Below are 24,974 nucleotides of genomic sequence, written 5' to 3'. Positions count from 1 at the left end.
CGTAGTAATTACGCTATACTAATTACAACGACAGATGAAGTAATTTATTGGAGGTGGCAAAATGATTTCAAGCGATGGGATTCGCGGGTATAATGACGTGATCATTTTGTCGGTCTTAAGTGAAGGAGATTCCTATGGCTACGCAATTTCTAAACGAATTCGCGAGGTAACGGAAGAGCTGTATGTAATTAAAGAAACCACCTTGTATTCGGCCTTCAATCGTCTGGAAAAGAACGGACTGATTCAGCCTTATCCAGGAGAGGTGACCCATGGCAAGAAGCGGACCTATTACCGAATCACGGAGGTTGGCAAAACGTTTCTAACCGATAAACGATTAGAATGGCAGCAGACCAAAGAGGTTGTGAACCGATTTATGAAAGAGGGATAATATGGACACGATAAAAAATTATTTGGAAACCTTGTTTATTGAATTTCCAAAAACACAAGAAGTCCAGCGAGCGAAGGAAGAGCTACTGGCAATTATGGAGGATCATTACTGGTCTTTACGTGAAGAAGGTAAAAGTGAGCATGAAGCCATTGGTGCAGTGATCAGTGAGTTTGGTTCCGTCGACGAGCTTAAGGATACTTTGCAGTTTAGTACTGATGAAGAAAGCGAAGTAGAACTGGATCAAGATCCTATCAGTCAAGAGGAAATGCTGGAATTTATGGCCAAACGCAAGCGCAGTTCGTCAGGCTTAAGTCTAGGAATTGCTTTTTGTATCTTATCAGTAGCGACTATCTTAGGTGCTGATATTGTCGGGTATGCCAGCAGCTTAGGTTTAGCGGCATTCTTTGTTTGTGTCGCCACTGGTGTAGGCTTGATTATTTATAATGCTATGCAAATGTCGTCAGAGGGTAAGCCCTTGAATGACCGTTTTGTGCCGAAAGCTGTGCAACAGCTGGCTAAAACAGAAAGAAATGCTTATCAAAAAAGTTTCCAGTTTAGTTTAGTCCTTGGAATTGCTTCTTGTGTGTTAAGTTTAGTTCCGGTCGTTCTCTTTTCAGGTTTTTATATATATGGAATGGGCGTTCCTTTAATGTTCGTTTTCATCGCTGCTGGCGTTTTCCTGATTGTCTATGGCAGTGTGTATTATAGCAGCCACAACAAGTTTATTGATAATCGCTATTTTGTGTTAGATGATGATAAGCTAGGCCCAAACGCTCGGAAGGAACGCTATGGTGAAGCCGCTCCGATTGGGATCATCTTGGAAAAGGTTTATTGGCCGGTAGTAGTTTGTACCTACTTTATTTGGTCATTTTTAAGTGGTTCCTGGGCCTTTAGCTGGATTATTTTTGTGATTGCTGGCGTTGTCCATGAAGCATTAATTAGTATTTTCAGAAAAGCTTAGCAGGCAGCGGAGGTTCCGCTGCTTTTTTTGTATGCTTTGAAAACCACCTGCTATGCAGGTGGTTCCGGAGAGCTTCCAGCGTGGTAGTGAAAAAACCTCCTAGAATGTTAAACTGATGCTGGTTTCCCGACCGCATCGCAAACAAATTAGGAGGTACCCTTATGAAAAAGGACAAAGAAAGTTTATCACATACCAGTTGGAGATGTAAGTACCACGTTGTATTTGCCCCAAAGTATAGAAGGCAGATTATCTATGGAAAATACAAACAAAGCATCGGCGAGATTATTCGAGAATTATGCGAACGAAAAGGAGTAGAAATTCTCGAAGCAAATGCCTGTAAAGACCACATTCACCTACTTGTTAGCGTCCCGCCCAAAATAAGTATTTCTCAATTCATGGGTTACTTGAAAGGAAAAAGTAGTTTGATGATATTCGATCGTCATTCCAATCTAAAATATCGTTATGGGAATCGAAAATTTTGGTGTCGTGGCTATTACGTGGATACAGTCGGACGAAACAAGGAGAAGATAGCAGAATATATTCGTAATCAATTACAAGATGATTATGCAGCAGATCAGTTAACATTATTTGAAGAATATGATCCGTTTACAGGAGAAAAAAACAAAAAGAAATAATCCGAGATTCTTTTAGAATCAGTGGGTAATAGTGGTGCGGGAGGAAGCCCCTTCAGAAGGCCTTTTAGGCCAAGGCCGGTAAAAGAGGCTTTCAGCCGAAGAGCAAACCACCCGTTACCACGGGTGGTTTTGATTGTTCTGATTTCGTTAGCTGTTAAAAAGCCGATTTTTGCCATTCAATTAGGCAAAAATCGGCTTTTTGTTTATTTAGACGGCTGTATAGCCACCATCTACTAATAAGGTAGCTCCGTTGACAAAGCTGGCTTGATCGCTGGCTAAGAAGGCCACTGCTTCAGCCACTTCCTCCGGCTGTCCGAGACGTCCGATGGGATGCAGGTCTACTAAGGCTTGAGTTGCTTCATCATCCATGTCACCTAGTAAAGGAGTTTCGATATAACCAGGGGCAACAGTATTTACCCGAATTCCTTCTTTACTGTAGCTGGCTGCAATGGTTTGACTCAGCATCTTCACGCCACCCTTAGAGGCAGCATAGGCGGGAATTCCTTCACGGGCATCAACACTATGAATGGAGCCGCAATTGACAATCGTTCCGCGGTCTTCCTGCTGCAGCATTTGTTCAACCGCAGCCTTGTCAGAAAGAAAGACACCGGTTAAGTTCACATCAATCGTTGCTTGCCAGTCCTCTGGCGATAATTCAGTGATGGGCGCATCGCTAGACATTCCGGCATTGGCGACTAAAATATCTACCTTGCCAAATTTCTCTACAGCAGTGCCAACCATTTCTTTTACTTGCTGATAATCAGTAACGTCAGTTTGTACAAAAATACCATTTGCTTCATCAACAGCTAATTCCTGGAAAATTTCATCGCCGTCTTCGTTCATATCCGCGACGACTACCTTTGCTCCTTCTTGGTAAAACAATTTGGTGCAGGCCGCTCCAATCCCGCTTGAACCACCAGTGATAATCGCTACCTTGCCTTCAAAACGCTTCATTAAAAATTCCTCCTTTAATTTGTTTACTCATTCAAGGTAACAAGTTTTAAGTTTAATGACAAAAATAGTGCTTACACAAAAAATCCGACTACTTAATAAAAGTAATCGGATAAACATTAATCAAATAAGCTAATTTGTTTGGCCTTGATTGTTTCTAAAAAACGGCGATCATGTTCGATCAGCAGCATAGCCGGCTGAACCCGCAGCAGCAATTCCTCCAGCTGCTGCTGATTAAAGACATCTAAATAGTTCAATGGTTCATCCCATAAATAAAGCTCGGCAGGTTGCGATAGGGACTTCGCCAGCTCAACCTTTTTGCGCTGACCCATGCTCATTTCCTCAATCAAGTTATTAAAGACCGTTCGTTCCATCCCCAGCTTGCGCAGGTTATTCAAAAAGGCCGAATAATCTAGCTGATGCTCTTCCGCGAAGGCCTGCAGGGTTCCCCGATTGTCCTCGTAATTTTGTCGGACGTAACTAATCCTCAGCTGCTTAGGCTGCAGCTTAGTCCCTTCAATTTCACCGTCAAATTGGTCCAATAAATAAGAAAAAATGCTGGATTTACCAGAACCGTTAGGACCAGTTAGTGCAACGAGCTCGCCTTTATCTACTTGAAAGGAGAGGGGAGGAAACAAATCCTCCTGATACCGCAAACGCAGATTCTCTATTTTTAGCAGTTGCTGATGATGAGTGGGCTGATAGTCCATGGTTAACTGATCAACTTCCTCCAAATCCTTCAGTAAGCCTTCCTTGGCATTAATTTGGTCATTCATGCGTTTATTAAGGTTCTTGGAGCGCTTCATCACGCGAGCGGCTCGAGCCCCAATGAAGCCGGTGTCGTTAATCGCACCGCTGCCTTTTTCGGAAGGCTTTCCGTATTTGTCAGTTTCTCGATTATGAGACCACTCGGCTTTTTCTGCGGCGGTTTGTTTTAAGCGGGAAACCTCTTTTTTGAGTTTGCTGTTTTGAGCCTGCTCAAAATCATCCCGCAGTTTTTTCTGTTCCTCGTAGGTAGAAAAATTCCCTTGGTATAACACTAGCTGGCTTTTTTCGATCGCCAGAGTATGATCAGTGACCTGGTCCATGAAGCTGCGATCGTGACTGACAACAATAAAGCCGCTTTTTTTCTGCAAATAGTCGGCTACATGCTGCCGTCCTTTGGCATCTAAGTGATTGGTAGGCTCGTCAATTAAGGGAAAACGATCAGCCTGAGTGAAAAGCATCGCCAGCAGTGCCTTGGTTTGTTCGCCGCCAGACAGAGTGGAGAAGGGCTGCCACAGGATCTCGGGATTTAATTGGATCAGATTCATTTCCCGCTCTAACTCCCATAATTCAAAGTTTTCAGCATCGCCTAAAACCTCATAGGTCAATCGATCCTTTTCATGAAGGGCTGCAGGAAAATAAATGGCCTCCACCGGCAGATCGATTCGTCCTTGATAAGGATAATGGCCTAATAATAAATGCAGCAGGGTTGTTTTTCCCCGTCCATTGCGGCCGATCAGCCCCAGCTTCCAGCTTGTATCCAGTACTAAATTGGCTGAAGAAAACAACGTCGTTCCTTGTTTATCAAAGCCAAAGGTTAAGTGTTCAATTTTAATTGTAGCCATTTGTGCTCACCTCGTTAAAAAAATCCAGTTCTTTTCAGGAATAGCAAAAAAGGCGACAAAAAAGAGACCCCACCTTGAAAAATTAAGCCAATCCTGAAAATCTGCCCACTCATCCCCTTGGTTTCAACCAAAGTGGTTCAGTTAGACAACTTTCAACATTCGCTTAGTTTTTCAACGGCATGATCCCTCGTTTCTTAAAGTAAATTAAATAATGGGGAGACTCAGTCTTAAAAAAAGTGGACGTAGCTGCTTCCCCTAACAACTACGCCCAGGAGTGATCCTCGTAAGAAAAAACGAGGGCGAAGATATAAACTATCTTCTAATAATATAATATCATAAAATTTCTTGTAATGTGACACTTTTTATAAACTTGTAGACATTTTTATGGCTTTGAGGTTTTACTCTTTGATAGAATAAAGGAAAACCAGGAGGTGCATGTGTGAATATAGCTGCTATTTATCATCGGCCAGAGAGTGAATTTGCTTATTTATATACTCAGGATACGATGCGGATTCGATTACAAACAGCCAAAGATGATGTTAAAACCGTCGCGTTAATCAGTGGAGATCACTACTTATTTAATCAGAAATGGTATTTAGAAAAAGCGATCATGGGCAAAGGGTTAACCACCGCTCACCATGATTATTGGGAAATTGAAGTTTCCAGCGAGTATCGGCGCTTGTCTTATGCTTTTTATGTAGAGGATCACGCCGGAAATGAGTATTTTTATTGTGATCAGGGAATTTTCCCTTATCAAGAAGAATTCATGAAGCAGGATAGTACCTATTTCCGGATGCCGTACTTTCATGAGATTGATCGCTTTAAGGCACCAGAGTGGGTTCACCAAACGGTCTGGTATCAGATTTTTCCCGAGCGCTTTAATAACGGCAATCCTGCTAATGATCCTGAGGGTACCTTGCCTTGGGGCAGCAAAAAGCCAGATCGTGAAGACTTTTTCGGTGGTGACCTGCAGGGGATCATTGAGAAGCTGGATTATTTAGCGGAGCTGGGGATTAACGGCTTGTATTTGTGTCCGATTTTCACGGCGCCATCGAATCATAAATATGATACGGTGGATTATTTAGAGGTTGATCCCCACTTTGGAGACAAGGCGCTGTTTAAGGAATTGGTGGATAAGGCCCACAGCAGAGGCATTCGAGTAATGCTGGATGCAGTGTTCAATCATTTAGGTGCCAGCTCCAGACAATGGCAGGATGTATTGAAGAAGGGCAGCCAATCTAAATATGCCGACTGGTTTCACATTCATTCCTTTCCGGTACACTATGATCCGCTGCCTGACTCTGAGTTTGGCAAGAATATTAATTATGATACCTTCAGCTTTGTGCCTAACATGCCGAAGCTGAACACGGCGAATCCGGAGGTGCAGGAGTATTTACTGGAGATAGCTGCGTATTGGATCAAGGAATTTGATATTGATGGCTGGCGCTTGGATGTTGCCAATGAGGTGGACCATCATTTTTGGAAAAAATTTCATGACCGCGTGCTGGCGGAAAAGGCTGACTTGTACATTTTAGGTGAAATTTGGCATTCTTCTCAGGCGTGGCTGCAGGGGGATGAATTTCATGCCGTGATGAACTATGCTTTCACCGATAGTATTAAGGCGTTCTTCTTAACCCCAGAAGTCACTGGGGCCAATATGCTGGATGGTATGAATCATCAACAGGTTTTGTATCGCGATCAGACGAACGAGGTGAATTTCAACCTGTTGGATTCTCATGATACTGCCCGAATGCTGACGCTGTGCGAAGGGAATAAGGATTTATTGCGCAGTATTTTTACCTTTATGTTTTTACAAAAGGGCACACCTTGTATTTATTACGGAACAGAGGTGGGCTTGGCTGGCGGAAATGATCCAGATTGTCGTCGCTGTATGCCATGGGAAAATCAAAATCAGGATCAGGAATTACTGGCATTTTTCCAGCAGCTGATTCATTTGCGAAAAAAATACGCTGATGTTTTAAGCTTTGGGCAATTACGCTGGAGGACTGAAAAGCAGCGGCTGATTATTTTCCAACGCAGCTATTTAGGCAAAACATTGCGCTGCATCTTTAATGAGACGGCTGAAGAGCAGCTGGTAAGCAAAAAAGGAGCGCCATTATTTAATCAGCAAACAATTATTGAAGAGGATTATCTTCTGGCTCCTCATGGTTTTGTAGTAGAAATGATCTAAGAAAGACTGTTGTATCAACGTTTAGCGTTGAACAACAGTCTTTCTGTTTCGATCCTGCTATTTAATATGCGTTTATATCTTTTATTAATACACATATTGACATTGTATATGTATCGTATTAAACTAAGTTCATACCAAATAAACGATTAGAAGGAGAAACGTAATGACTCAATGGGTTTATCTATTTTCAGAAGGATCAAAAGAACAGAAGGGCTTGCTTGGCGGTAAAGGGGCAAACCTGGCTGAAATGACTAAATTGGGCTTGCCGGTTCCTACAGGCTTCACTGTGACGACTGATGCTTGCCTGTGCTATCTAAACCAAGGCAATGTCTTAACGGAAGAAATGAAGGGGCAAATTATCCAGGCCGTGGATCAGCTGGCTGAGAAAACGCAGAAGGCTTTTGGCGATGCTGAGAATCCTTTATTAGTTTCCGTCCGCAGCGGTTCTAAATTTTCAATGCCTGGCATGATGGATACCGTACTGAATTTAGGTTTAAATGATCAAACAGTTGAGACCTTGGCTAGAAACAGTCAGAATGAACGCTTTGCGTATGACTGCTACCGTCGTTTGCTGCAAATGTTTGGTGACGTAGTAATGGGGATCGACAATCAAAAATTTGAGTCACGGATCACCGCGCTGAAAAAAGTGCATCAGCTGGAGTTTGACAATGAATTAACAGCAGAGCATTGGAAGCAAATTGTAACCGAATACAAGGAAATCTATCGTCAAAACATTCAACGAGAATTTCCACAGGATCCAATTGAACAATTATATCTGGCCATTGAAGCAGTGTTTGGCAGCTGGAATAATCAGCGAGCGAAGACGTATCGTCGATTGCACGACATCAGCGATGATTTAGGAACAGCGGTGAATATTCAGGAAATGGTCTTTGGAAACTTCGGCGAGACTTCAGGAACAGGGGTAGTCTTTTCTCGGAATCCATCGACTGGCGAGCCGGGGCTCTTTGGGGAATATTTAATCAATGCGCAAGGCGAAGACGTGGTTGCTGGCGTACGAACACCGAAACCGATCCAAACCTTGGCGGATGATCTGCCTGAGCAATACCAGCAGCTAAAAACGATTTGCGAAAATTTAGAAAAGCACTACAAAGATATGCAGGATGTGGAATTCACGATTGAACGGGAAAAGCTGTTTATTCTGCAAACCCGTAATGGAAAACGGACTTCTAAGGCGACAATTACGATTTTACTAGATATGTTTAATGAAGGGCTGATTACAGAAGACGAGCTGGTTATGCGTCTAGAAGCTAAGGATTTAGAGGCATCACTGCATCCAAGCTTCCAAGAAGAGACCTTGAAGAACCGCGTACCATTCTTAACCGGTTTGGCAGCCAGTCCTGGAGCGGCCGTCGGAGCAGCTTACTTTACCGCAGATTCAGCAACCTTAGCTAAAGCGCGGGGTGAAAAGGTAATTTTAGTGCGGGAAGAAACCTCTCCAGAGGATATTGAAGGAATTGCGGTCAGTGAAGCAGTAGTCACTGCTCGCGGCGGAATGACCTCCCATGCGGCTGTGGTGGCCCGTGGAATGGGAATCTGTTCAGTGGTAGGCTGTGAAGCTTTAACAATGGAAGAGGACCAAGGAATTGTTGGGGGAGAAACCATTCAAGAAGGCACCATTCTATCAGTAGATGGCACGACCGGGAGTGTCTATTTCGGTGAAATTTCGTTAGAAGAATTAAGCAATACGGTTGCTTTAGACGATCTGCACGAAATTTGGGATCGTCATGCCAAATTCCAGGTCCGGGCGAATGCCGAGACACCTAAAGATATCGAAACAGCGATGGCCTTAGGTGCAACAGGAATCGGCTTAGCTCGGACGGAGCATATGTTCTTCGAGAAATCTCGTTTACTGCAATTTAGACGCCTCATTTTAGCAGATTCCTTGAATGAACGTTTAGAGGTACTGAAGCATTTGAAGCAAGTTCAAAAGGATGATTTCAAATTTATTTATCAAGCGGCGCAAGGCAAAGCCACCACCATCCGTTTGCTAGATCCGCCATTGCACGAATTTTTACCGAAAAATAATGACGAATGCCGTGAGGTTGCCAAGGATTTAGGCAAGACCTTCAATGAAGTAAAACGGAAAACAGACAACTTGGCTGAAACCAATCCTATGCTGGGCTTCCGGGGCTTGCGTTTAGGTGTAGCTTATCCTGAAATCTATCAAATGCAGGGGGAAGCGATAATTGAAGCTGCCTATGAGGTTATGAATGAGCAGGGCTATGAGATTCAGCCGGAAATCATGATACCATTTACCATTGATGCAGAAGAGTTTGCTCGTGTGCGGGAATCCATCGAAACCGCGATTCAAACTTCTTTAGCACAATATGAGCAAGAAATAAATTACCAAATTGGCACAATGATTGAAATTCCGCGAGCTTGTTTAGTAGCGGATCAGATTGCTAAGTATGCTGATTTCTTCAGCTTCGGAACCAATGACTTAACGCAAATGGTGTTGGGCTTGTCGCGGGATGATTCTCCGCGGATTGTCACTCAATATTTAGAAGCAGGGATCATGCAGGATGATCCATTCCAAGTACTGGATGAGGATGGCGTTGGAGCCATGATGAAGATTGCGATTGAAAAAGGCCGTCAAGTAAAACCAGATTTGAAGATTGGGATTTGCGGAGAAGCCGCAGCGCATCCGAAATCCATCGCCTTTTTAAATCAGCTGCCGATAAATTACATTTCTTGTTCACCATTTAGAATTCCACAGGCGAAGATGACACTTGCACAGCACGGTGTCAAGAGCTTGATCAAACAATAACAAACGCTATCCTCATGAAAAAAATACTTTTTCGTTTGCTTGCCTCTCGATTTGTTTTTAAACAAATCGAGGGGTATTTTTTTGTTTTCACACTATATTCACATGCAAATTTTATATACTAACAATTCGATGAGAATAAAAGAACGAATATGAATGAATTATTATTTGAAAACGTATACAACATCCGTTATAATTTCCTTAGATTTCAATATTTATCGTTGGTAACACAGGCTTTTTTCAGGTTGTTTGATAACGTGAATAACCAGGGGTTGGTGAATCGGACACCTTCTTTTTTGTGATGATTCTGTTAAAAACCATCCAAGGGGAAATGACGCGTCCTGTTATTTACGCTATAATAACCGATTAGGGAGGTGAACTCAACTGCAAGATTGTAAATGTTAGAATAACGTGATTTTTCTCATGGAGCAGCAGAGGAGCATGTTTTCCTAGTTCGTATTATTACTCTTTTAAAAAAAATTGGGTTATGATTATTGATAGGAAGAGGGTTCGGCTAGTTCTCCGATGGAAAATAATCTGTGTTACTGCAAGAACTTTCTAATTCGTACTGACGGAAATTTCCGTTAAATAAATAAGAGAGCAGGGAGATTAACAAATGACAATTGATTGGCAAAAAGAAGTCGAAGCACGCAAAGATGATTTGATGAAAGACCTGGAAGATTTACTCCGCATTGACAGTGTTCGTGATGTTGAACACGGAACAAAGGAAGAACCGTTAGGACCTGGTCCAGCAGCAGCATTGCGTAAAGTATTGGAAATTGCTGAGCGTGATGGTTTTGAAACAAAAAATATCGAAAACGTTGCTGGTCACATTGATTATGGTGACGGCGAAGAAATGTTTGGTTTGTTAGGCCACGTTGACGTAGTACCAGTTGACGACAACTGGGATACTGATCCATTTGAACCAGTGGTAAAAGACGGCAAATTGTATGCTCGCGGTTCCAGCGATGACAAAGGACCTTCAATTGCTGCTTACTACGCAATGAAAATTATTAAAGATTTAGAATTGCCATTATCTAAAAAAATCCGCTTTATCTTTGGTACTGACGAAGAAAGCGAATGGGTAGGCATTCACCGTTACATGGAAGTCGAAGAAATGCCTAAGGTTGGTTTCTCACCAGATGCAAACTTCCCTATTATTAATGGTGAAAAAGGAATCTTGTCTTATGAAGTAACCTTTGAAGATCAAGCAGGCGATACTGGCGCGTTCACTTTAGAAAGCTTCAAATCAGGCTTGCGTACCAACATGGTACCTGGTGATGCAACAGCTGTCTTGAAGGTAAATGACGAAGCAAAAGCGGCTGACTTGAAAGCTGCCTTTGAAACATTTATTGCTGAAAAAGAAGTGGATGGCGAATTCAAGGAAGAAAATGGCCACATTACTTTAACAACGATTGGTAAAGGGGCTCATGCTCAAGAACCTAAATTCGGTATCAATGCTGCAACTTACTTGGCAACCTTCTTAGTTGATCATGACTTAGATGCTTCAGGCGCTCATTATGTAAAAGTGGTTGCTGACTACATGCATCTAGATTACAACGGTAAGAAACTGAATGCTTATACTAAGCATGATGTGATGGGAGAAACGACTTCATCTGCTAACTTGTTTGATTATACGCAAGATGGTGTGAAGAAAGTTACCTTGAATGTTCGTCATCCTGAAGGAATCACTAAAGACGACATTTTGGATAATATGAATGAAGTATTGAAGGACGCTGGCGTTTCAATCGAAATTATCGGCGACATCAAGACTCCTCACTATGTACCTGGTGACGATCCATTAGTTAAAACTTTATTGGATGTTTACGAAGAACATACCGGCAATAAAGGCGAAGAGCAATCAATCGGCGGCGGAACCTATGGCCGTATTCTGGAACGCGGTGTTGCTTATGGCGCCTTGTTCCCAGGAGAAGAAAACGTAATGCACCAACCAAACGAATTTATGCCAGTGGATAGCTTGTTAAAAGCAACTGCAATCTACGCTGACGCAATTTACCGTTTGGCAAAATAAAAATGACAGGCGCTGGGAGTCCTGTTTAAAAGCAGGACTCCTTCATCATGTGTACCTTAGGGAAAAAGGTAGGAAAGGAATTTCGGATAATGAAAAAATTGTCGAAAGACGCATTTGGCGGCGTGTCCGGGAGAGACTACGTACCATACGTAGAGGACAAGCCGAAAAAATCAGGCTCAGGAATTATCTTAACGCTAGGGATTATCTTAGCAGCGGTATTCGCAGCCTCAACTGCATATTCAGGGATGAAGGCAGGACTTACGGTTGCCGCAGGTATTCCGGGAGCAATTATTGGTTCGGGTTTAATTTCACTATTTGTTAAACCACGGACAATTTTAGGTAAAAACTTGTTGCAATTGATGTCATCTGGTGGAGAATCAGTAGCCAGCGGGATGATTTTCGTATTACCAGCCGTAATTTTAGTTGGCGGGAAAATCAATTTCTTCGAAGGCGTGGCTTTAGGTGTTGGCGCAGTATTGTTAGGTGTCGGCGTATTTACCTTAGTTCAAGATTATATGCTGGTGGATGAACACGGTAAATTGGTTTACCCTGAAGCGATGGCCATCTCTGAAACGTTAGTAGCTTCAGATACTGGCGGCGAATCTCTAAAATACATGGGAATCGGATTTGGTATTGGCGGTATTATTACTGTTTTGACAGGCTCTGTATTTGGTATTATGAATAATGTGATCAGCTATGTAAATGAGAGCTTCTACAAATGGAAATTTGAAACCGAAGTTAACCCATTATTAGCTGGTATTGGTTTTATCGTCGGAATGGATGTCTCATTGTTGATGTTTGCTGGATCAATCCTAGCAAACTTTGCGATTGCTCCATTGTTAGGCTACTTCATGGGAATGGCTGGCAGTGATGCAAGTATTTGGGACAATGCAGGTCAATTGTTAAATACAGCTGACTTTGCTGTAATTTCTGGTTCATACGTTCGTTACATTGGTGCAGGTATGATGATTTCTGGTGGATTAATCGGGGCTATTAAATTGATTCCAACCATCATTTCATCTATTTCAGCAACCATGAAGGGTCGTAAGACAGAAGGCGCTGATTCTGAAGGCGGCGGCGGAATGCTTCCACTAATTATCGGTGCAGTCGTTGCATTGGTTATGGGATTTGTCATTACAGGAAACATAGCGATGGCTCTAGTCGGTGGTATCTTGTCAATCATCTTGAGTCTATTATTCGTAATTGTTGCTGGTCGTTTGACTGGAACAATCGGTACATCTAACTTGCCTGTATCAGGTATGACAATCGCATCAATGGTTATTTTGACTTTGGTTTTCGTCGTAATGGGCTGGACTTCAGCTGAAAATACGCAACAGCTATTATTGTTTGGTACCTTTATCGTACTAGCAATCTCGGTTGGTGGTGGTTACTCACAATCACAAAAGGTTACTTTTGTTATGGGTGGTAACTTCAATGAAGGACGTCGTTACTTTGTAATTGCTAATATTGTCGGGGTTATTATTGTAACGGGTATGATGGTTATCTTGACTCCTCAATTGCAAATCACTGGAGCTAACCCACCATTTGGTTTGCCGCAAGCCAACTTAATGGCAACCTTAACTGCTGGTATTACTTCAGGCAGTCTGCCATGGCACATGATTATTGCTGGTATCGTAATGGGGATCGTTCTGCAGCTGCAAGGCGTTTCAATTATGACCTTCGCAATTGGGTTCTACTTGCCAATTTCAACAACTTCAATCATCCTAGTGGGTGCGTTGATTCGAGTGTTCATTGAATACATGAACAAGAAAGAAACAGAAGAGGTTGGCGAAGAACGGATTACCTTAGGGATCAGCTTATCCTCTGGTTTAATCGCTGGTGGTTCCATCATCGGTTTGATCGGAATTATTTTACAGGTTACGGGAATTGTTACTCCAGGAGCACCAACTGGTTTCTTAGGAAGCAATGGAGCAGCCTTCTTACTGCTGGTTATTCTAGTTGTTGCGATTGTAGTGCCTTTGTTAAAAGTAAAGAATGTGAAAGCTAATGACAAATAAAACTTCAGCTGCACTCAATGCTGAAACGGATCAATTATTGGATCGTGTCTACCAGATGAAGCCGGGCCTGCACTATGAAGTCCGTGATGGCATCGTCTTTGTAATCAAAGAACAAAATGCTTGGATTCAGCGCATGCTGCGAAAAATCAAGTACAAGATTCCAGAAACGTCCGAGATGGAGCTGGATCAATACGGCAGCTTTATCTTCCAGCAAATTGATGGGCAACGCGATGTGCGAGAGATTGGCGAACGCTTAGGTGAAGCCTATGAAGAAGCCAACGCTCAATTGTATGATCGTCTGCTACTGTACTTGAATCATTTGGAAAAAAACGAAAAATATATTGAACGAGTAAGCTAATAAAAGAGCTTGTTTTACGGCCTGAGTCGTAAAGCAGGCTCTTTTTTGCGGCGGCATTTTCTGTGAGAGTTTAAATTTAGTGAAAGAAAATCTTCGTGATACAATTAATTTGAACCTAGAAATTTCAGGATAACTGACTTAAGCATCAAGACTTTTTGGACAGTAAATAAATGCTTGGAAGAAGGAGGAAGAACAATGAGTAAACGAACGATGGGATTTGTGATCGGACATAAATCAAATGAAAAACGCCGAGCCTTGCTGCCGGCAGACATAAAAGGAATTAAAAACAAACAGCAGCTGGTTTTTGAAACAGGCTATGGTAAACATTTTGGAATTGAGGATGGGACTTATGAACAGCTAGGCTGTCGAGTGGCTCAGCGCGACGAAGTGCTGAAGCAAGCTATCATTTGTGATCCTAAGATTGGTGAAGCGGACTATTTAGATGCATTAAAGGCCGGACAAGTAATGTTTGGCTGGATTCATACAAGCTCAAATCAAGGAAAATTGGAGCCGCTTTACGGGTGGGACATTGAGATGATTGCTTGGGAACGAATGTATCAAGACAATCGTCACTGCTTTTGGGAAAATAATCGACTTGCTGGCGAGGCAGCCGTTATGCATGCCTATTTGCTTTATGGGAAACTACCAGAGGAAACCAAAGCAGCCGTAATTGGTCGGGGAAATGTGGCGCAAGGAGCCATTCGCCTATTAGAAAAATTAGGGGCTGAAGTGGTGATTTACAATCGCCACCAGGAAAAACTTCTGCAAAAGGAATTGGAGCAGTTTGATGTGATTGTCAATGCCGTAAAATGGGACAAAGAGCGAGAAGACCACATTATTTCGAGAGCGGACTTGAAAAAGCTGCCGCCTCATTCATTAATTATTGATATCAGCAGCGATACCAACGGTGCTATCGAAACCTGCCGACCTAGCGAGGATGACGAATCCCTTTATGAAGTCGATTCAATTTTGCATTATACGATCGACAACACACCTAGCATTTTCTTTCAAACCGCCACTAAAGCGATTTCTAAAGTAGTCGCAACGTATGTAGATGATTTAATTGAGAACCAAAGCAATCCCGTTTTAGATGCAGCGTATGTAGACACGAAAGAAAGCTAGTACTTATCTTATGATAATGACAGAGTTCCTTCAGACCTTTACAATATAAAAAAAGGAATGGAGGCAGCTGGTGATGACAGGAATTGAAACAAGTCTTCGCGAACTAATTAACTGCTATCAAAAAGTACCCATCAATCAGGAGCTTTTCACAAAAATTGTGTCATTGGGAACTAAAGTTGAGTTCCAAGCAGGTGAGTTAATTGTTGCTGCTGGTGACACGGAAAGTCGGCTGTATTTATTGGTAAAGGGACTCGTTCGTAAGTTTTATTTAGATAGTCAGGGCAATGATCTGACCCATCTTTTTATGCAGGAGGGAAGAGTCTTCGGTACGCACAATGTCGTTTACGGTGGCCAGGTGATGTGCAACTTCGAAGCCGTTGAACCCTGTGAGACAGTATGCTTTGATTGCAAGAAAGTTCAGGAGCTGATGGTAGCTGAACCCGCTTTAACCTGGATATATATCGGTTTACTAGAAGAAACCTTGCGTCATAAGTTAATGAGAGAAACCGCCTTGATTAATCAAAATGCCACCGAACGCTATGTTGAATTGAAACAAATGATTCCCACCATTGATCAACGAGTCAATCATGCCCACATTGCTAGCTATGTAGGTATCACGCCAGTTTCCCTCAGTCGAATCCGCCGTACATTAAGGGAGGAAGTCTGATGGCAAAAATTTTGGGTGCTATTTTAGCTGTTATACTCGTTGCTGTCCTGCTAATCAAACTGAAACAAAAGCCGGATATTGTGGTTGACAAGAATTATCAGCCTTTATCGGTCACGATTCCAGCGTTCGGTTCGGATGGAAAGATACCAGAACGATACTCTGGTAATGGTGAGGACATTTCACCAGCAATGCAACTGTCTGATTTAGATAGTGACGTCGTTTCTTTAGCTGTAATCATGGACGACATTGATCATCCGCTGATGGGGGTGTACAATCACTGGGTCATTTGGAACCTTCCTGTCCAGCAAGTGATTTCAGAAGCAATTCCTCATGGACCAAGTGTGCCAGAGCTATCAGGAGCTAGTCAGGGAGTCGGTTATGGCAAGCATCGTTACCGTGGACCTAAGCCGCCCTTTGGCAGTCATCGGTACAAGTACCACGTTTTTGCGCTGAATAAAAAATTGACGCTGGAAACCACTTCAAAAAAGGAAGAATTGTTAGCGGCAATGGAGGGGCACATTGTACAATATGGTTCTGTTATTGGGGAATACCCAGGAGACTAAAATTAGCCGAATAGGAATAAAAAGCATCCGCTTTACGGCTTTGACCGTGAAGCGGATGCTTTTTGATTGTTAAATATCCACATCGTAATGCTTTTCAAAGCCATCAATGGTTCCAAAGGTTAAGTAGACCTTATCTTTTTGATTTTCCAGCTTGAATCGAAGGATTAAGCTTTGCGATTTTGGGGGTGGGATTTTCTTCTCAGCATCAGGCAGCTCCAGCAGGTCCAGTGGCAGAGCATTTGGGTCGTTGGGCTCTTTGACCTGCTCACCTTTAAAGATAGGGAACATTTCATTAAATGAAAGAATCTCTTCTGATTCGTTGGTCCATTTAATTCTGCAATAAAAAATAGCTGAACTGTCTTTGCCACTTTCTAAAAAGGTGAGCTTAGCTGAAGGAAAGGCGACAAGATCCTCTGAACCATACTTCAGTACTTCATAGTCAGTTTCTGCTGTTGATAAGGTCTCCATTTTGGAAACAGGCGTACAGGCGCTCAGCCAAAATACAAAGCTTAGTAGTAAACAGAATGTGAGTCGTCTTTTTTTCATTAGATTCTCCTTAATAGGTCTCTATTTTCTGATAAGCACGAAGCGTTAGGACAAGCGAAATGAGCGTCAAGGCAATCATCACTGGCAGTTCGACGGCTTTGATGAAATAGACGGGTTGAATTAAGTAGCTTCGCAGGGCAGTTCCAGAATTATCAGCAATACCTTGATACAGCAGGCGGATAAATTTAGTGCCCAAGCCGAATCCCGCCAGCAGAGTCAGCCAAGTTTCTAAAAAGAGGGGGAAGGCTACATACCCGCTGGAGGCACCAAGATACTTCATAATCGCAAATTCTTCCTTGGCAGCAAGGAAATGTTTCGTAAAAATGGTGCTGTAATAAAGCGTTCCTAAAACGGCGGCAGTCAAAAGCGCTGCAGCTGTCAAAACCTGAAAAATAGTCAACAATAAAATCAGCTGCTGCTGTGCACTTACCAAGCTGGAGGTATCCAGCTGCTGTTGATTTTCCAGCTTAGCTTTTACTAATACCAAATAAACTCTGCCTAATCCATTTAATAGAAGGGAAAAGAGCAAGCTCAAGCCTAAGTTAGTAAAAGTGACCGTTGAGTTGCGCTTGATTTGCAAAAGGGCATCAATAGTGATGGAGGCAAACTTAGTCATTGGACTCTCCTTTTTTTACAAGTATAAAGTATCTCGCAGTTTGAAGAAATAGCAGAGGTGAAATTGAGCCTGTCAATACAGTCAGGATACCATCAAAGGATTATGCTATACTTTAATAGAAGGAAAAGGGGGAGGGTGACGATGTTGCGGGCTTTTTTACTGAGAGATGCTAGCTACACCTTTATATATGCGTTTCTATACAACTTATGTATTGTGGTTCCGATTATCTGCTTGGCAGGGTTATCGGGATTTCTAATTAAGCTGGTGGTTTTTGTGGCTAGCTTGGCGGCGTCGTTGGTGCTGATTCATCATTTTCCAGCAAAACAGTTTGAGCGCAGGCACTTGAGTATTCTTTACAGCGGCTGTCTATCTTTGAAGATTTTTATCATGAGCTGTTTGCTGATGCTAGTAATGGTGCTTTTTTTCTTGCTGTTTAATCAAATCTTCTGGCCCCATGCCTTGGCAGGTGCGGCTTGGTTTATGTTGCTGGAAGCTGTATTATTTTGGAACGGGATGATTCGGGTCTTTCTAACTTCTGTTCAGTTAGGGCTGAAAATGCGGATTCTTGCTGTCTTATGCGGATGGATTCCTTTGGTAAATATTTACATGCTGCTGAAGGTAATTGCCATTGTTGAACGAGAGCTGGCATTTGAATATCAAAAGGATTTAGTCGACGAGGTAGCTGCCGAGACGCAGCAGTGCCGCACAAAATACCCGATCCTGCTGGTTCACGGGGTCTTTTTTCGAGATATTGAAGCCCTCAATTATTGGGGACGCATCCCTCGCTTTTTAAAGCAGCGAGGAGCTGAAATCTATTACGGCAATCAAGATTCTGCCCAGGCAGTAGCTTATTGTGGTGCACAGCTGGCAGAGCAGATTCAGAAAATTGTCGAAGAGACGGGCTGTGAAAAAGTAAATATCATTGCTCACTCTAAAGGTGGTCTCGACAGCCGCTATGCTATCTCCAACTGTGGAAGCGCACCCTATGTGGCCTCTTTGACCACCATTAATACGCCTCATCAAGGCTGTATTTTTGCCAATTACTTACTGAAGAAAGCTCCGGCTAAAATAGTCAGCGCTGTTGAAGCTGTTTATAACGGAACGTTTCGCAAGCTGGGAGATTCTGACCCCAACTTTTTAACGGCTGTCAGTGATTTAAGCGACGAAGCCTGTTTGACACTTAATCAGCAAATGCCGAACATGGCGGGGGTACGTTATCAAAGTGTTGCCACCTTTGTAAAAAAGGCCAGCAGCGGCAAGTTTCCCTTGAATCTTTTTTATCCAATCGTTAAGCACTTTGATGGCCGCAATGACGGGCTGGTTTCAGTCGAGTCAGCGGGCTACTTTGAAGAAACCATAGTAGTGGAACCACCAGCCAGACGTGGAATTTCCCATGCCGATGTCATTGACTTAACCAGGGAAAACATTGACGGCTTTGATGTCCGTGAATTTTACAAAGAGCTGATTCTTGATCTAAAGGAAAAAGGCTATTAGCTGCTAAACATAATTTGAGACGTCAAACACATGGGAATGATGTGTTGGGCGTTTTTTTGTACCGCTCCAAAAGCCGCGCTACTTCCGCTTTTTTCTCCGCCGGTTGATTTGATTGATGATGCTTGGTTTGTTTTGCTGCGGCTTGCCCTTGCGCAGCGCTTGAAGCTGTCTGAGTCGTTCTTCTCTAGTAAGTGGCCGTTTACTCTGGCTTTTTTCACTATCTGCTTTCTCCTGTTCCTGCTGAACCTGCCGCAATGGTTTCCTCTCTAAAATAGCTTTCAGCGTCAAATCAGGAAGCTCTTCTTCCGGCACGGTGGAAGGATCGAAATTCTCCATTAAGAAATCCCGTTGAGCCTGGATGTCTTGATCATCGTTAGGGTTAAGAGCAGTTTCCTCTTCAGCCGTTTCAGCATCATTAGCGGTTTCGACTTCAACTTGGGTAGTAATTGGTAATAGCTTCCCGCTGAGTTTTTGCTGCAATTTCACTGCTTCTTCTTCATTTCTGTTATCAAAGCCTGACTTATAAATTAAGAAATCCGCATAAATCGGCTCCACAAAACGACGGACCCCATCTTTTTCAAAAATGTCCAAGGTTCCTAAAATCGATAGGAGGGCATAGTGTTGTTCTTTTGTGATAGTAGGATTGACATTGCTGAGGGTCCAGCTGTGTTTTTTGCCATTGGCATCCTTGAAGTAGGAAATCATATTGGATTTCTGTTTGGTAGGCTGTTCCTTAGAGTTCAATAAAGGACGCAGATCTTCTATATATAAACGAGTGCTCTCGGTTAATTGCTCAAATTCTTCTTGGCTGTTGAATAGGCGGTTGATAACGGTTTGCAATTCGTCGTCGTTAAAATGATCGCGGAAGTAAATACAAGAAAGTGGGATGGATCGAACAGCATCGTTTTCCAAGAATAAGGACCGAATTAATTCCTTGGCAATGAAAGAAAAATCAGACGCACTCAACCCATTTCGTACAGCAATGGCAATTGCACAAAAGATGACATGAACGGCATCTTGAGTCTCTTTATAGTAGTCATTTATGCGCTTTTCTAAATTTTTCCGATTTCTAAATCCAAATACCTGTGATCTGCCCAACTTTACTTTTGTCATTTTAACTCTCCTCGCCGTTATAAGAATACGGTTTCATATTACTACAATAGGATATAGAAAATCAATAGTGTTTTCTTATTTTTCTCGGAGATTATTTTTTGTAATCGGCGGAAAATAGATTATAGGTGATATTTTAAAAAAACTACTACAATTACGAATGATTGTCAGAACTGAATTTCCAAGAGTTAAGAAAAATAATTATACAAAAAAATTGTTTTTAAAAATCAATCACCTTGGGTAAAAAATTTTTTTACAATATTAGGAAACGGAGATTAGAACGTACAAAAAATTGGCAAACGCATCGTGGGGTAAAAAAGATCACATATTTGTGACTAAATCTTGCAAATCCTAAGTAGTTGGTAAAGGTCTAGAGTGAATTAGTTTAAGGCTGAACATCAAGTAAAAGCACATAAATATATTTTTAAAAAAAAACGTCTAAATTTCAAAAACGACTGTTTATCAGTTTCTAAAAATAGTTATTTTCAGAAGCTTACTTTTTATAAGCGTTTAAAATTAGAAGTTTATTAAATCACAAGACAGAATCTGAAATAAAAATTATTAGAAAAAATAACATGAGTATCGGTACATATAAAGATAAAAATTTGAGTTATTTAAAATTACTTAGCAGGGGTTGAGGGGTGTTTTGTTAGTAGTTTATGAGTTTATAACTTAATGATGACAGTTATTTAACATTATGATTAAGATAAAATGATTGATTTTTAATGACGACTTATTTAGAATACAAACCATCATCAAAAAACACAGAGTAATCTGAATATTTGGAAAAAGGGGAATGTATATGAAGAAGATGATGGCGTTTGGTGTTATTGCATTGTGTGGAATCGCGTTGGCAGGATGCTATGGCAATAGTGACAGTGATACAGGGAGCAGCAGTGCAGCAGGCGGTGGCGGAGGCCAAAGTGGGGTGTTCAATGTCGTCGTTCCACAAGAAATGCCTTCTGCTGATTTGTCGCTGGCAACCGATACAATTAGTTTCTCAGCGTTAAACAATGTATATGAAGGAATCTACCGTTTAGATAAAGATAATAAGCCGCAAGCTGCCGGTGCTAGTGAAATGGCAGAGGTTAGTGAAGACGGTTTAACTTATAAAATCAAATTAAGAGAGGACGCAAAATGGTCGAATGGTGATCCAGTAACAGCCCAAGATTATGTCTATGGCTGGCAACGAACGGTTAAACCGGAAACGGCTTCTGAGTATGCCTACTTGTTTGAACCTGTTAAAAATGCCGCAGTTATTACTGCAGGAGAGAAGCAACCATCAGAATTAGGCATTAAAGCTGTAAATGATCATGAGCTGGAAATTACCTTGGAGCAAGCAACACCGTACTTCCAATATCTGTTGGCCTTCCCATCCTTCTTCCCGCAAAACCAAAAGGTGGTAGAAGAAAACGGCAAGGAATATGCGACTAAGAGTGATAAAGCCGTTTACAATGGTCCATTTACCTTAGAAGGCTTTGACGGTCCAGGAACGGACACCGAATGGTCTTATAAGAAAAATGATAATTATTGGGACAAGGATACTGTTAAGCTGTCGGATGTTAATGTCAGTGTAGTAAAAGAATCTTCGACTGCGTTGAATCTGTTTAAGGACGGTCAAGCGGATGATGTCATTCTTTCAGGCGAACTGGCTCAGCAAAATGCTAATGATCCTAGCTATCAATCCTTTAAAGAAGCTACGACGTACTATTTGGAGTACAACCAACGGGAAGACAATTCTCCTTTCCGCAATGAAGATTTGCGTAAAGCCATTTCTTATTCAATCAATCGAGATGCCTTGACGAAGCAAATTTTAGGGGATGGCTCGATTGCCTCAACCGGTCTAGTTCCAGAGGATATGTCTAAAGATCCAAAAACCGACGAAGATTTTGCTAAGGAAGCCGGCAATTTAGTTTCCTACAATAAAGAAAAAGCCAAGGAGCATTGGGACAAAGCGAAGCAAGCCTTGAACATTGATTCCTTGAACTTTAATATTTTAGCGTCAGATACAGACTCAACCAAGAAGCTGATTGAATATCTGCAAAGCAGTATTGAAGAAAATCTGCCTGGTGTGACTGTAACACCAACACCGGTTCCGCTATCTGTTCGTTTGGATCGCTCAAACAGTGGAGACTTTGATGTATTGCTTGGTGGTTGGGGTGCCGACTATGTTGACCCAAGCAGCTTCACTGATTTGTTCACCACTGGGAATTCTTATAACCGTGGACGCTGGAGCAACCCTGAATACGATAAATTGATTGAATCAGCAGCTACTACCAACGCTACCAATGAAGCGGCTCGTTGGGAAGACTTGCAAAAGGCCAATAAGCTGATCGTGGATGAAATGGGGATTGCCCCAATCTATCAAAAGGCAGAAGGTCATTTGATTAATGAAAAGGTCAAAGGAATTGTTCACCATCCTGCTGGAGCCTCATGGGATTATAAGTGGACTTCTATTGAAGAATAAAGCTTAAACACTAGCAATGAACAGAAAAAGAAGGGAGGCTCCCAATAATAGACCAGTCAGAACTAGGCTAAACATCAGAGGACCTGCTGGGATAGAACTTGAAGGAACCGCCGTCTTTTTCTGCTTTTTTAATTGAAAGGATTGCTGGAACAGGTGGAAAAAGCCCGAGGATCGTACCCAAAGAAATCCGCTGACAATCATCAGCGGCAAACTGAATAGAAACAAACGATCAGACAAGGCTTGTAAGGTTAACGTATCGGTGAAAGCTGAATAACCGACCACTGCCAAAATAATAATAATGCCCAGACTTAAGGGCAAGACAATTTTTCTCATAATAAACTCCTTTTGCTTCGTTATCTGTAATTTAACGAAGATCAGAAGGGAAGTCAAAGAATAAAGGCTGCAAAAGAGTAGGTAAGCCTTTCTAAAAAGGATAGAGCTGTTCAATAACTGAACACAAAAAAGGGAGGCAAGGTTTCATTGAATAGTTACATAAAATATCTATTAAACCGTGTATTTTTTATGATTATTACCCTGTGGCTGATTGCGACAGTCACTTTTTTCCTGATGCAATTATTACCAGGAACCCCTTATACCAATCAAGAACGTTTAAGTCCGGAAACGATTGAAATGCTCAATCGTCAAGTCGGCTTGGACAAACCGGTAATTGTCCAATACGGGATTTACCTATCCAACCTGCTTCACGGTGATTTCGGAATTTCCTTCCAATTTAAAAACCAGCCTGTGGCCGCTTTGCTGGCTGGCCGGATCGGACCTTCGCTGCAGCTGGGCTTGCAGGCAATTATTTTTGGGACCTTAGCTGGAATTTTACTAGGAACTATTTCAGCTATGAAGCAAAATACTTGGGTGGATACTTCCTCTACCTTAATGGCGATCTTAGGCCGGTCAATTCCCAACTTTGTATTTGCCGTACTGCTGCAATATGTTTTTGCCATTAAGCTAGGCTGGTTTCCCATCGCGAAATGGGACGGCTTCATCTATACTATTTTACCGACGATTGCCTTAGCGATGTCGCCATTAGCCGATTCGGCCCGTTTTGTCCGAACGGAAATGGTGGAGGTGCTCCACAGCGATTACGTGGAGCTGGCTCGAGCAAAAGGGCTGAGTCGTTGGCAAATTGCCTTTAAGCACGGCCTGCGCAACAGCCTGATTCCTCTGTTGACCTTGATTGGTCCTTTGGCTGTGGCACTGATGACGGGTTCACTAGTGGTCGAAAATATTTTTGCCATTCCCGGGATTGGCGAGCAGTTTGTTAAATCAATTACCACCAATGATTATCCAACCATTATGGCGGTTACCATTTTGTATTCCTTTATGCTGGTGGTTGTCATTTTCATCGTAGATATTTTATACGGCTTGGTTGATCCACGGATTCGCCTGTCAGAAGGGAGCAAAGGCTAATGGACGTATCAAAAAAAGTAAAAGACCTGCCAGCGAGTGCCTTTGAACTGCTGCAGGGCAGTACCGCAGCTAAGCGAGAAGAAATTGCGATGCCTTCATTGACCTTTATGCAGGATTCATGGCGCCGCTTGAAGAAAAATAAAGCGGCCGTCATTTCAATGGCAGCTCTAGGCATCATTATTTTGATTTCAGTAGTGACGATTTTCGTCTCCCCCCATAATCCAACCCAGCAAAACATCGATTACATTAATTTGCCGCCACGGATTCCCGGTGTCGATATTGATGGCTTAAACGGGAAGATGGAAGTGGCTGGACAGATGGTGGATAAATATCAGGAAGCGGATGTCCCAGCCAATGTGAATTTCTATTTAGGAACTGACGGCTTAGGTCGCGATGTTTTAAGCCGCTTGTTTATGGGAACCCGAATTTCACTTTTGATTGCCTTCATTGCGGCTCTGTTTGATATTACCATCGGTGTGGTTTACGGCCTGATTTCCGGGTTAATCGGTGGTCGGGTAGATAACGTGATGCAGCGTTTCTTGGAGGTTCTGTCGGGAATACCTAATTTAGTGGTAATGATTTTGATGCTGGTGGTTTTCAAGCCAGGTATTATTTCAATTGTAGCGGCAATGGCGATTACCAACTGGATTCCGATGGCCCGCATTGTCCGGGCGCAAACCCTTAAGCTAAAGGATCAGGAGTATGTTTTAGCTGGCATGACCTTGGGCGAGCCCAAATGGCGGATTGCTTTAAAGCATATTTTGCCTAACATCTCCAGTGTCATCATCATTCAAATGATGTTCAGCATTCCCTCAGCCATTTTCTTTGAAGCCTTCTTGAGCTTTATCGGGCTGGGGCTGACACCACCGGCGGCTTCACTGGGAACTTTGCTGAATGACGGCTACAAGACCTTCTTGTATTTGCCATACTTATTATGGATTCCGGCGATCACCATTTCGGTTATTATGATTTGTTTCAATCTGTTGGCTGATGGTGTACGGGATGCCTTTGATCCAAAGATGAAGGAGTGACACACAG

General features: G+C 42.4%; 21 protein-coding genes. 15 read left to right on the top strand and 6 right to left on the bottom strand.

The genetic code is table 11. The features are described 5' to 3' along the window. Window positions 1-61 precede the first annotated feature (61 nt). From I588_RS02285 to tnpA, 3 genes are all read left to right on the top strand, one after another. Window positions 62-388: a PadR family transcriptional regulator gene (locus I588_RS02285; RefSeq protein ID WP_010757322.1), complete on the top strand. Its 327-nt coding sequence runs from the start codon at window positions 62-64 to the stop codon at window positions 386-388. 1 nt (window position 389) lies between these two features. Continuing rightward, window positions 390-1,349 carry a permease prefix domain 1-containing protein gene (locus I588_RS02280; RefSeq protein ID WP_010757321.1) on the top strand — a complete coding sequence of 320 codons (960 nt, stop codon included), beginning with the start codon at window positions 390-392 and terminating at the stop codon, window positions 1,347-1,349. A gap of 161 nt (window positions 1,350-1,510) precedes the next feature. Next, window positions 1,511-1,984 carry an IS200/IS605 family transposase gene (gene tnpA, locus I588_RS02275; protein ID WP_010755290.1) on the top strand — a complete coding sequence of 158 codons (474 nt, stop codon included), beginning with the start codon at window positions 1,511-1,513 and terminating at the stop codon, window positions 1,982-1,984. Between the two features lie 207 nt (window positions 1,985-2,191). On the opposite strand, the gene I588_RS02270 is transcribed toward tnpA, so the two are convergent. Then, entirely contained in the window at window positions 2,192-2,938 is a 747-nt protein-coding gene (locus I588_RS02270; protein ID WP_010757320.1) for an SDR family NAD(P)-dependent oxidoreductase, read from the bottom strand. Window positions 2,939-3,054: 116 nt separating this feature from the next. Next, on the bottom strand, window positions 3,055-4,545 hold the full coding sequence (abc-f, locus tag I588_RS02265) for a ribosomal protection-like ABC-F family protein (RefSeq protein ID WP_010757319.1): 1,491 nt from the start codon (window positions 4,543-4,545) through the stop codon (window positions 3,055-3,057). A gap of 439 nt (window positions 4,546-4,984) precedes the next feature. Between abc-f and I588_RS02260 the strand changes: the two genes are divergently transcribed. The 8 genes from I588_RS02260 (at window position 4,985) to I588_RS02225 (ending at window position 16,281) form a co-directional block, all read left to right on the top strand. Next, a complete protein-coding gene (locus I588_RS02260) occupies window positions 4,985-6,736 on the top strand; it encodes a glycoside hydrolase family 13 protein (protein WP_010757318.1) in 1,752 nt (583 codons plus the stop codon). Between the two features lie 163 nt (window positions 6,737-6,899). Then, window positions 6,900-9,524, top strand: a complete 2,625-nt coding sequence (gene ppdK, locus I588_RS02255; protein ID WP_010757317.1) for a pyruvate, phosphate dikinase — start codon at window positions 6,900-6,902, stop codon at window positions 9,522-9,524. 613 nt (window positions 9,525-10,137) lie between these two features. After that, the gene (gene pepV, locus I588_RS02250) at window positions 10,138-11,553 is read left to right on the top strand and encodes a dipeptidase PepV (RefSeq protein ID WP_010757316.1); all 1,416 of its coding nucleotides are present in this window, start codon (window positions 10,138-10,140) and stop codon (window positions 11,551-11,553) included. 89 nt (window positions 11,554-11,642) lie between these two features. Then, a complete protein-coding gene (locus I588_RS02245) occupies window positions 11,643-13,571 on the top strand; it encodes an OPT/YSL family transporter (protein WP_034693589.1) in 1,929 nt (642 codons plus the stop codon). Beyond that, the gene (locus I588_RS02240; RefSeq protein ID WP_010757314.1) at window positions 13,561-13,929 is read left to right on the top strand and encodes a PqqD family protein; all 369 of its coding nucleotides are present in this window, start codon (window positions 13,561-13,563) and stop codon (window positions 13,927-13,929) included. The genes I588_RS02245 and I588_RS02240 overlap by 11 nt, the downstream gene beginning before the upstream one ends. Before the next feature lie 195 nt (window positions 13,930-14,124). Then, window positions 14,125-15,051, top strand: coding sequence for an NAD(P)-dependent oxidoreductase (locus tag I588_RS02235; protein WP_010757313.1), 927 nt, complete (start codon window positions 14,125-14,127; stop codon window positions 15,049-15,051). Window positions 15,052-15,124: 73 nt separating this feature from the next. Then, window positions 15,125-15,718 carry a Crp/Fnr family transcriptional regulator gene (locus I588_RS02230; RefSeq protein ID WP_010757312.1) on the top strand — a complete coding sequence of 198 codons (594 nt, stop codon included), beginning with the start codon at window positions 15,125-15,127 and terminating at the stop codon, window positions 15,716-15,718. Beyond that, window positions 15,718-16,281: a YbhB/YbcL family Raf kinase inhibitor-like protein gene (locus I588_RS02225; RefSeq protein WP_010757311.1), complete on the top strand. Its 564-nt coding sequence runs from the start codon at window positions 15,718-15,720 to the stop codon at window positions 16,279-16,281. The genes I588_RS02230 and I588_RS02225 overlap by 1 nt, the downstream gene beginning before the upstream one ends. Before the next feature lie 69 nt (window positions 16,282-16,350). On the opposite strand, the gene I588_RS02220 is transcribed toward I588_RS02225, so the two are convergent. Together I588_RS02220 and I588_RS02215 are read right to left on the bottom strand one after the other, a co-directional pair. Then, a complete protein-coding gene (locus I588_RS02220; RefSeq protein ID WP_010757310.1) occupies window positions 16,351-16,827 on the bottom strand; it encodes a hypothetical protein in 477 nt (158 codons plus the stop codon). A 10-nt stretch (window positions 16,828-16,837) separates the two neighbouring features. After that, a complete protein-coding gene (locus tag I588_RS02215; protein WP_010757309.1) occupies window positions 16,838-17,443 on the bottom strand; it encodes a cell division FtsX domain-containing protein in 606 nt (201 codons plus the stop codon). A gap of 141 nt (window positions 17,444-17,584) precedes the next feature. Between I588_RS02215 and I588_RS02210 the strand changes: the two genes are divergently transcribed. Then, window positions 17,585-18,937 (top strand): esterase/lipase family protein, encoded by a 1,353-nt coding sequence (locus tag I588_RS02210; RefSeq protein WP_010757308.1) that lies wholly within the window; start codon window positions 17,585-17,587, stop codon window positions 18,935-18,937. 78 nt (window positions 18,938-19,015) lie between these two features. Here I588_RS02210 and I588_RS26325 read toward each other — a convergent pair whose 3' ends face one another. Then, window positions 19,016-20,050, bottom strand: a complete 1,035-nt coding sequence (locus I588_RS26325) for a hypothetical protein (RefSeq protein WP_010757307.1) — start codon at window positions 20,048-20,050, stop codon at window positions 19,016-19,018. 799 nt (window positions 20,051-20,849) lie between these two features. On the opposite strand from I588_RS26325, the gene I588_RS02200 reads away from it, so the two are divergent. After that, complete coding sequence (locus I588_RS02200; RefSeq protein ID WP_034693280.1) at window positions 20,850-22,514, top strand: peptide ABC transporter substrate-binding protein; 1,665 nt, start codon at window positions 20,850-20,852, stop codon at window positions 22,512-22,514. A gap of 3 nt (window positions 22,515-22,517) precedes the next feature. Here I588_RS02200 and I588_RS02195 read toward each other — a convergent pair whose 3' ends face one another. Next, a complete protein-coding gene (locus I588_RS02195; protein ID WP_010757305.1) occupies window positions 22,518-22,847 on the bottom strand; it encodes a hypothetical protein in 330 nt (109 codons plus the stop codon). 147 nt (window positions 22,848-22,994) lie between these two features. Here I588_RS02195 and opp3b point away from each other — a divergent pair, with 147 nt between their 5' ends. Both opp3b and I588_RS02185 read left to right on the top strand, forming a co-directional pair. Further along, window positions 22,995-23,936, top strand: a complete 942-nt coding sequence (gene opp3b, locus I588_RS02190; protein WP_010757304.1) for an oligopeptide ABC transporter permease — start codon at window positions 22,995-22,997, stop codon at window positions 23,934-23,936. Next, entirely contained in the window at window positions 23,936-24,967 is a 1,032-nt protein-coding gene (locus tag I588_RS02185; RefSeq protein WP_010757303.1) for an ABC transporter permease, read from the top strand. Before opp3b ends, I588_RS02185 begins: the two co-directional genes overlap by 1 nt. The last annotated feature ends 7 nt before the right edge of the window (window positions 24,968-24,974 follow it).

This window comes from Enterococcus pallens ATCC BAA-351 (assembly GCF_000407485.1).
GTDB lineage: Bacteria > Bacillota > Bacilli > Lactobacillales > Enterococcaceae > Enterococcus_A > Enterococcus_A pallens.
This window is presented reverse-complemented; position numbering and strand designations above follow the sequence as displayed.

Coding starts and splice junctions, on each gene's coding strand:
- I588_RS02280 (WP_010757321.1), top strand. CDS start 390: ATGGACACGATAAAAAATTATTTGGAAACCTTGTTTATTGAATTTCCA.
- I588_RS02210 (WP_010757308.1), top strand. CDS start 17,585: ATGTTGCGGGCTTTTTTACTGAGAGATGCTAGCTACACCTTTATATAT.
- I588_RS02230 (WP_010757312.1), top strand. CDS start 15,125: ATGACAGGAATTGAAACAAGTCTTCGCGAACTAATTAACTGCTATCAA.
- I588_RS02285 (WP_010757322.1), top strand. CDS start 62: ATGATTTCAAGCGATGGGATTCGCGGGTATAATGACGTGATCATTTTG.
- tnpA (WP_010755290.1), top strand. CDS start 1,511: ATGAAAAAGGACAAAGAAAGTTTATCACATACCAGTTGGAGATGTAAG.
- I588_RS02185 (WP_010757303.1), top strand. CDS start 23,936: ATGGACGTATCAAAAAAAGTAAAAGACCTGCCAGCGAGTGCCTTTGAA.
- I588_RS02225 (WP_010757311.1), top strand. CDS start 15,718: ATGGCAAAAATTTTGGGTGCTATTTTAGCTGTTATACTCGTTGCTGTC.
- I588_RS02245 (WP_034693589.1), top strand. CDS start 11,643: ATGAAAAAATTGTCGAAAGACGCATTTGGCGGCGTGTCCGGGAGAGAC.
- I588_RS02195 (WP_010757305.1), bottom strand. CDS start 22,847: ATGAGAAAAATTGTCTTGCCCTTAAGTCTGGGCATTATTATTATTTTG.
- I588_RS02215 (WP_010757309.1), bottom strand. CDS start 17,443: ATGACTAAGTTTGCCTCCATCACTATTGATGCCCTTTTGCAAATCAAG.
- abc-f (WP_010757319.1), bottom strand. CDS start 4,545: ATGGCTACAATTAAAATTGAACACTTAACCTTTGGCTTTGATAAACAA.
- ppdK (WP_010757317.1), top strand. CDS start 6,900: ATGACTCAATGGGTTTATCTATTTTCAGAAGGATCAAAAGAACAGAAG.
- I588_RS02270 (WP_010757320.1), bottom strand. CDS start 2,938: ATGAAGCGTTTTGAAGGCAAGGTAGCGATTATCACTGGTGGTTCAAGC.
- I588_RS02240 (WP_010757314.1), top strand. CDS start 13,561: ATGACAAATAAAACTTCAGCTGCACTCAATGCTGAAACGGATCAATTA.
- pepV (WP_010757316.1), top strand. CDS start 10,138: ATGACAATTGATTGGCAAAAAGAAGTCGAAGCACGCAAAGATGATTTG.
- I588_RS02235 (WP_010757313.1), top strand. CDS start 14,125: ATGAGTAAACGAACGATGGGATTTGTGATCGGACATAAATCAAATGAA.
- I588_RS26325 (WP_010757307.1), bottom strand. CDS start 20,050: ATGACAAAAGTAAAGTTGGGCAGATCACAGGTATTTGGATTTAGAAAT.
- I588_RS02200 (WP_034693280.1), top strand. CDS start 20,850: ATGAAGAAGATGATGGCGTTTGGTGTTATTGCATTGTGTGGAATCGCG.
- I588_RS02220 (WP_010757310.1), bottom strand. CDS start 16,827: ATGAAAAAAAGACGACTCACATTCTGTTTACTACTAAGCTTTGTATTT.